Below are 6,268 nucleotides of genomic sequence, written 5' to 3' on the forward strand. Positions count from 1 at the left end.
AAGCAAAGCTGAGCGCCGTTGCAAGACAGCTCAACGAGCGACCACGTATGACGCTGGGATACGAAACTCCCGCAGAGCGTTTCAATGCATGTGTTGCGTCGATCAGTTGAGACCGCCGGACGAAGCGGACGCTCGGTGATATGCGACGAATGTCCGCGTTTCTCACCGCAAAACCTCAATTTGTTTGACGATACTTCCAAAAGCAATTAGCCGTTTCCCCACCAGGGGCGCTGAAAAGCTGAGACGTACCCTTTGAACCTGAACCAGATAATGCTGGCGGAGGGAGGTCGTATGTTTCCTTGTGCTGCATACATCACACCTCTTTTTTGTTGGCAAAAAGAGGAAAGACCATGCCCCCATCCGATCTGATGACAGCTCTACGCGACCAAAAACCTTTGGTGCATTGCATCACGAATTACGTGGCGATGAATATTGCAGCAAACGTCGTTTTGGCAGCAGGTGCATCGCCTGCAATGGTACATGCGCCTGAGGAGATGGCCGAATTTACGCCCCTCTGCGGTGCGCTGACGATCAACATCGGGACCTTGTCGGCACCGTGGCTGGCCAGCATGACCGCATCGGCATCGGCGGCAGCTAACCACAATGTCCCTTGGGTTCTCGATCCTGTTGCCCATTTCATCACGAATTACCGCAAACGTGCAGCACAAGGTTTGTTGGCGCAACGCCCAACGATTGTACGGGGAAATGCATCAGAAATACTGGCCTTGGCAGGCGAAGCGGGTGCGGGAAAAGGCGCCGATAGTGGTGATAGTGTCGAGGCCGCCCAAGGTGCTGCAAAGGTGCTGGCAGTTCAGTTTGGCACAGTTGTGGCCATCACCGGTCCGGTTGATTATCTGACTGACGGTGATCAAGAGGCCCATGTCTCGGGTGGGTCGTCCTTGATGCCGCAAGTCACGGCGTTGGGCTGTTCCCAGACCGCACTGATGGGCGCATATGCAGCGACAGGCCCTGCATTTGACGCAGCTCTCGCAGCGCTTGCCCATTTCAAAGTGGCAGGTACGGCAGCCGCAAAACTGGCACAGGGGCCAGGCAGTTTTCAGATGCATTTCCTCGATGCACTTTCTGCGGCCCAGCCTACCGATCTGGCACAGGTCATCGGGTAATGGCAGCGCTCAGAAAACAATTGCGGCTCTATCTGGTGACCGACCCGAAGCTTTGCGCACAAACCGGCGTTGTGCAAACCGTGCGCCGCGCGGTGGCTGGCGGCGTGACGATGGTGCAGTTGCGCGATAAACATGCGACGACTGCGCAGCGCATTGAACTCGCCATTGCCCTGAGGGAGGTATTGAAGGGCACAGGTGTCCCATTGGTCATCAATGATGATGTCACAGCTGCCGTGGAAGCAGAGGCGGACGGCGCACATATCGGCCAAGGCGACATCTCACCTGCCCAATCGCGCGCGATGCTTGGCGCGGGTAAAATCCTCGGGCTGTCCTGCGAGACGGTACAAACTGTGCGCGATGCTGATCCGGAGTTGGTTGATTACCTCGGGCTAGGACCTGTTTTTGTAACCTCCACGAAAGACGATCACGCGCGGCCCGTAGGCTTTGAGGGGTTAGCGGAACTGGTTGCCTTGTCGTCCTTGCCGAGCGTGGCGATTGGTGGCCTGAAAGCCGACCATATCAAGGGTGTGTTTGGCAGCGGTGCGGATGGCATGGCAGTCGTGTCAGCTATCTGTGGACATGCTGATCCGCAGGCCGCTGCGGGCGCGTTTGATGCCTTTGGGCCGGAGCGTTTACGATGATCCCTAATGTTCTGAGCATCGCAGGGTCTGACCCGTCTGGTGGGGCGGGCATTCAGGCCGACATCAAGGCGATTTCGGCAAATGGTGCTTTTGCCATGGCTGCGCTCACGGCATTGACCGCACAAAACACCCAAGGTGTGACGGGCATTCACCTTGTCCCACCTACATTTGTCCAAGAACAGATTGCAGCCGTCTTTGCCGATATCCGCGTTGATGCGGTCAAGATCGGAATGATCGCAAACGCAGACATCGCAGCGGCTGTGGCGCGGGCGTTGAAGGGGCATACAAACATCCCCATCGTCCTTGATCCCGTTATGATCGCCAAAGGTGGGGCTGAGCTGCTGCAAGCTGATGCAGTGAATACTCTGCGGGATGAACTGTTACCCATTGCGACACTGCTGACGCCCAACTTGCCCGAAGCGGCGCATCTGCTGGGCTGCGACATCGCCACCACACGCGATGAAATGACCGCTCAAGGCGCGGCATTGTGCGCGTTGGGGGCCGAAGCGGTTCTCATGAAAGGTGGGCATCTTGACGGGCCGGACAGCCCCGATTGCCTTGTGACAGTGGACGCTGTGACGTGGTTTGAGGCAGTGCGCACTCCAACTGCGAATACCCATGGCACGGGTTGTACACTGTCGTCGGCATTAGCGGTGCAACTGGCCAAAGGGCTAACACCTGTGGCGGCCACGGCTGCAGCCAAATCCTATGTCGCGCAGGCCATTTTGTATGCAGGCGATCTGTCTGTGGGCACTGGGCATGGGCCGACCCACCATTTTGCCGCGCTTTATTCCAAATGAAAGTAATACCAATGAAATCTATCTTCTTTGCATCCGCCTTATCGCTGTGTGCCGCGCCACTCTGGGCGCATGATCAAGTCATCTTGCTGCTCGACTGGTTCGTCAATCCAGACCACGGACCTGTCATTCTCGCACAGGAAAAAGGATACTTTGCCGACCAGAACCTCGCGGTAGAGGTCATCGCCCCCGCTGATCCGTCCGCACCTCCGAAAATGGTTGCGGCAGGTCAGGCCGACCTTGCGATTTCGTACCAGCCCCAATTGCACCTGCAAATCCATGAGGGGCTTCCCTTGCAACGTGTCGGTACATTGGTCGCCACTCCGCTGAGCTGCCTATTGGTCCTGGCGGACGGCCCCATTAAAACCCCTGCCGATCTTAAAGGACGCAAAGTCGGATTTTCTGTCGGTGGTGTTGAAGAAGCGGTTCTGGGGCATGTCCTGAAAACCCACGGCCTGACACTAGAAGATATTGAGTTGATCAATGTGAACTGGTCCATGTCCCCCTCGCTCATGTCTGGTCAAGTCGATGCTGTTATCGGCGCCTTTCGGAATTTCGAGCTAAACCAGATGGATATAGAAGGCGTGCCGGGTCGCTGTTTTTATGTCGAAGAGGAGGGTTTGCCGCCCTATGACGAGCTGATCTATGTGGCCAACAAAGACACGATGGACATCGACATGATCCAACGCTTCCTTGCTGCCACGGAAAAAGCGACCCAATACATCATCAACCACCCTGTCGAGAGCTGGGAGATTTTTGCAGGCACCGCGCCCGAGCTGAACGACGAGCTGAACAAACGCGCTTGGGTCGACACGTTGCCCCGCTTTGCTTTGCGCCCTACTGCAATGGATGTGGGCCGCTATGCCACGTTTGAAGCCTTCTTGCATGACGCAGGCCTGATCCCGTCGATCAATTCCGTCAGCGACATCGCTATTGATGTGACTGCACAATGACGGTTTCTGTTTATGGTGAGACCTTTGCGCGTTGGCGTGCCGGCTGTGGCGACCCGTGGCAGGATTATACCCACCATGCATTTGTCGAAGGGCTGCGGGATGGTTCTCTGCCGCGCGCGGCATTCTTGCATTATCTTGTGCAAGACTATGTTTTCCTGGTGCATTTTGCGCGGGCATGGTCGCTAGGCGTGGTCAAGGCGGATACACTGGATGAGATGAAAGTCTGTGCCGCCACTGTTGATGCTTTGGTCAGTCACGAGATGGCGCTGCATATCCAAACCTGTGCGGTGGCAGGCATTGACGAGGCCAAGCTGTTTGCCGCGACCGAAGAGTTCGAAAACCTCGCATACACCCGCTATGTTATGGATGCAGGGCTGCAGGGAGATTTTCTCGATCTGATGGCAGCCCTTGCACCGTGCTGTTTTGGATATGGCGAGATCGGGACGCGGCTTGCAGCAACAGCCGCCCCTGATATGCCCTATCGCGACTGGATCAACACATATGCCGATGACGGGTATCAAGGTGCCATGGATGCGGTTGGGCACATGATAGATGCTGCTGTGACGCGCCGTATGGGGTCTGATCCGACTGCCACAGCACGTTGGCCGCATCTGCAAGCACGCTTTAACACGGCCACGCGATTAGAGGTTGCTTTTTGGGACATGGGATTGCGCGGCGCGTGACGCAGGCTCCTTCAATCCATTTGCGCGGCAAGCATTCAATTGACGGCGTCCATCTGTTCGGACCCGTTGATGTGACGCTGCCCGCTGGGCAATGGACCTGCATTTTGGGGCGCTCCGGCGTGGGGAAATCTACAGTTCTACGCCTGATCGCAGATCTGACAGTTGCAGGTAAATTCGCCGGGCAGATTATAGCATCCGATGGGGCCACCATAGCGGGGCGCGTCAGTTTCATGGGCCAATCCGATCTTCTGTTGCCATGGCTTAACGTTCTGGAAAACACCGTTCTGGGCGCGCGGTTGCGCGGTCAAAAGCCCGACATGGAAAGGGCGGGACGCCTGCTCGACCGTGTCGGCCTGTCACATCACGCGCATAAAAAACCAAACGCACTGTCGGGTGGGATGCGGCAACGCACCGCGCTGGCGCGCACCTTGATGGAGGATCGTTGCATCGCCTTACTGGACGAGCCTTTTTCCGCGCTCGACGCTAGTACACGGGCAGACATGCAAGAACTCGCAGCCGAGGTTCTGGTGGATAAAACTGTCTTGCTGGTCACCCATGATCCGGCAGAGGCGGTGCGCCTTGGCCATCAGATTATCGTCCTGACGCCAGAGGCCGCGCAGCTCTGGCCAACCCCGCAAGACGCACCCGTTCGCGATCAATACGCCCCTGCAACCGTCGCCTGTCAGGCTGCTCTCCTCGCGCATCTGAGGCGAACGCCATGATGCGGATAAGGTATGCTCTGGGGGCAACTGCTTTTGCGCTTTTGTTGTGGCAAGGGATCGTCTGGATCACGGACGTTCCGTCGTTCATTCTGCCGTCGCCTATGCGGGTCGCACGTGCCGCGATTGAAAACCACGTATTGATTGCAGAAAACGCCCTTGTGACGGCAACCGAAGTCTTCTTGGGACTGATCATCGGCGCAGTTTTGGGGGCAGTGACTGCGATCCAGCTGGCAAGTTCTGCGCGCCTGCATCGTTTGGTCATGCCACTTCTTGTTTTTACCCAAGCGGTGCCGGTGTTCGCGCTTGCTCCCATCCTTACGCTCTGGTTCGGTTATGGCATCGCATCCAAAGTCGTGATGGCCGTTTTGATAATCTATTTTCCGGTGACGTCGGCCTTTTATGACGGGCTGACGCGTGTCCCTACGGAAATTTTGGACATGGCCAAAACGATGGGTGGCACCAAACGGCAGATCATGTGCCGGATCAAAATTCCGCACGCTCTACCCTCCTTGGGAACAGGCCTAAAACTCGCGGCGGTTTATGCGCCGATCGGGGCTGTGATCGGGGAGTGGGTCGGGGCGTCAAAGGGGTTGGGATACCTGATGTTGCTGGCAAATGGCCGTGCCAAAACCGATCTGATGTTCGCCAGCCTGTTCACGCTTGCGATTATGACATTGCTTTTGCATCTGGTGGTTGCCAAAGTGTCAGACAACCTGAGCAAACGTTAAGCCTTCTGCGAAGCAGGTTTTCCAAAAGCCGACATTCGCCGCAAAGCAGAAGATCTACACTTTGGGTTTACTGCTGCCGTTAGCCGTATCGCGGCGATCCTGCCAAAGATCTTATCCTGACCAACATGAACGGCCCAAAGCCGACATCGACCAAACGTCCTATCGCTGCGGCGCAGCTTGTGCACAACTGCCATTCAACGGCCCGGCGCACCGCCTTAGACGACATGGGAGAGATCCGGACGAAAGCATTACGCATTGTCTGTCAAACCGGGCGCACGGCAGGCAAACAACACGTCATGGGCCACATTGGTGCCCAACATTTCAACCTCTGATCGATAGCGCACCAATCTGTGGTTTAATCCTTGTGGAGGATTGCGCCGTGCCGTTAATAAACTTGATCATGAAGCGTCGAAGTGTCAGCATTTTTTTGCCGTGCCTCGTATGTGGGAATTCGGATCAGAATGCCTCTGGGGGGGGGCATCTAACCAAACCAATTGCAACAATATTTTTGCAGGGCTAAAGTGGCCTTTGCTTTTGCAATGTGGGTTCGAAACTGCTGCGCTAACGCATGTAAAACGCACAGCAATAATGGGCCGCAGAAACGGCTGCGACATAGCGCA

General features: G+C 56.3%; 7 protein-coding genes and 1 riboswitch. All 7 genes read left to right on the forward strand.

Features of this window, described 5'->3' with window-relative positions:
- Positions 1 to 213: 213 nt before the first annotated feature.
- Positions 214 to 302, forward strand: a riboswitch (TPP riboswitch).
- A 48-nt stretch (positions 303 to 350) separates the two neighbouring features.
- From thiM to V7730_RS21645, 7 genes are read left to right on the forward strand one after another with little or no spacing between them, the layout of a single operon-like run.
- The gene (gene thiM / locus V7730_RS21615; protein ID WP_335749626.1) at positions 351 to 1,124 is read left to right on the forward strand and encodes a hydroxyethylthiazole kinase; all 774 of its coding nucleotides are present in this window, start codon (positions 351 to 353) and stop codon (positions 1,122 to 1,124) included.
- On the forward strand, positions 1,124 to 1,765 hold the full coding sequence (gene thiE, locus V7730_RS21620; RefSeq protein WP_335749627.1) for a thiamine phosphate synthase: 642 nt from the start codon (positions 1,124 to 1,126) through the stop codon (positions 1,763 to 1,765). Before thiM ends, thiE begins: the two co-directional genes overlap by 1 nt.
- Positions 1,762 to 2,565 carry a bifunctional hydroxymethylpyrimidine kinase/phosphomethylpyrimidine kinase gene (gene thiD / locus V7730_RS21625; RefSeq protein WP_335749628.1) on the forward strand — a complete coding sequence of 268 codons (804 nt, stop codon included), beginning with the start codon at positions 1,762 to 1,764 and terminating at the stop codon, positions 2,563 to 2,565. The genes thiE and thiD overlap by 4 nt, the downstream gene beginning before the upstream one ends.
- A gap of 11 nt (positions 2,566 to 2,576) precedes the next feature.
- Complete coding sequence (locus V7730_RS21630) at positions 2,577 to 3,515, forward strand: ABC transporter substrate-binding protein (protein WP_335749629.1); 939 nt, start codon at positions 2,577 to 2,579, stop codon at positions 3,513 to 3,515.
- Positions 3,512 to 4,198 carry a thiaminase II gene (gene tenA / locus V7730_RS21635; RefSeq protein WP_335749630.1) on the forward strand — a complete coding sequence of 229 codons (687 nt, stop codon included), beginning with the start codon at positions 3,512 to 3,514 and terminating at the stop codon, positions 4,196 to 4,198. The genes V7730_RS21630 and tenA overlap by 4 nt, the downstream gene beginning before the upstream one ends.
- A complete protein-coding gene (locus V7730_RS21640) occupies positions 4,195 to 4,920 on the forward strand; it encodes an ABC transporter ATP-binding protein (protein ID WP_335749631.1) in 726 nt (241 codons plus the stop codon). The genes tenA and V7730_RS21640 overlap by 4 nt, the downstream gene beginning before the upstream one ends.
- Positions 4,920 to 5,648: an ABC transporter permease gene (locus V7730_RS21645; protein WP_335749632.1), complete on the forward strand. Its 729-nt coding sequence runs from the start codon at positions 4,920 to 4,922 to the stop codon at positions 5,646 to 5,648. Before V7730_RS21640 ends, V7730_RS21645 begins: the two co-directional genes overlap by 1 nt.
- Positions 5,649 to 6,268 lie beyond the last annotated feature (620 nt).

Source organism: Sulfitobacter sp. (assembly GCF_036961165.1).
Taxonomy (GTDB): domain Bacteria; phylum Pseudomonadota; class Alphaproteobacteria; order Rhodobacterales; family Rhodobacteraceae; genus Sulfitobacter.

Coding starts and splice junctions, on each gene's coding strand:
- V7730_RS21645 (WP_335749632.1), top strand. CDS start 4,920: ATGCGGATAAGGTATGCTCTGGGGGCAACTGCTTTTGCGCTTTTGTTG.
- thiD (WP_335749628.1), top strand. CDS start 1,762: ATGATCCCTAATGTTCTGAGCATCGCAGGGTCTGACCCGTCTGGTGGG.
- tenA (WP_335749630.1), top strand. CDS start 3,512: ATGACGGTTTCTGTTTATGGTGAGACCTTTGCGCGTTGGCGTGCCGGC.
- thiM (WP_335749626.1), top strand. CDS start 351: ATGCCCCCATCCGATCTGATGACAGCTCTACGCGACCAAAAACCTTTG.
- thiE (WP_335749627.1), top strand. CDS start 1,124: ATGGCAGCGCTCAGAAAACAATTGCGGCTCTATCTGGTGACCGACCCG.
- V7730_RS21630 (WP_335749629.1), top strand. CDS start 2,577: ATGAAATCTATCTTCTTTGCATCCGCCTTATCGCTGTGTGCCGCGCCA.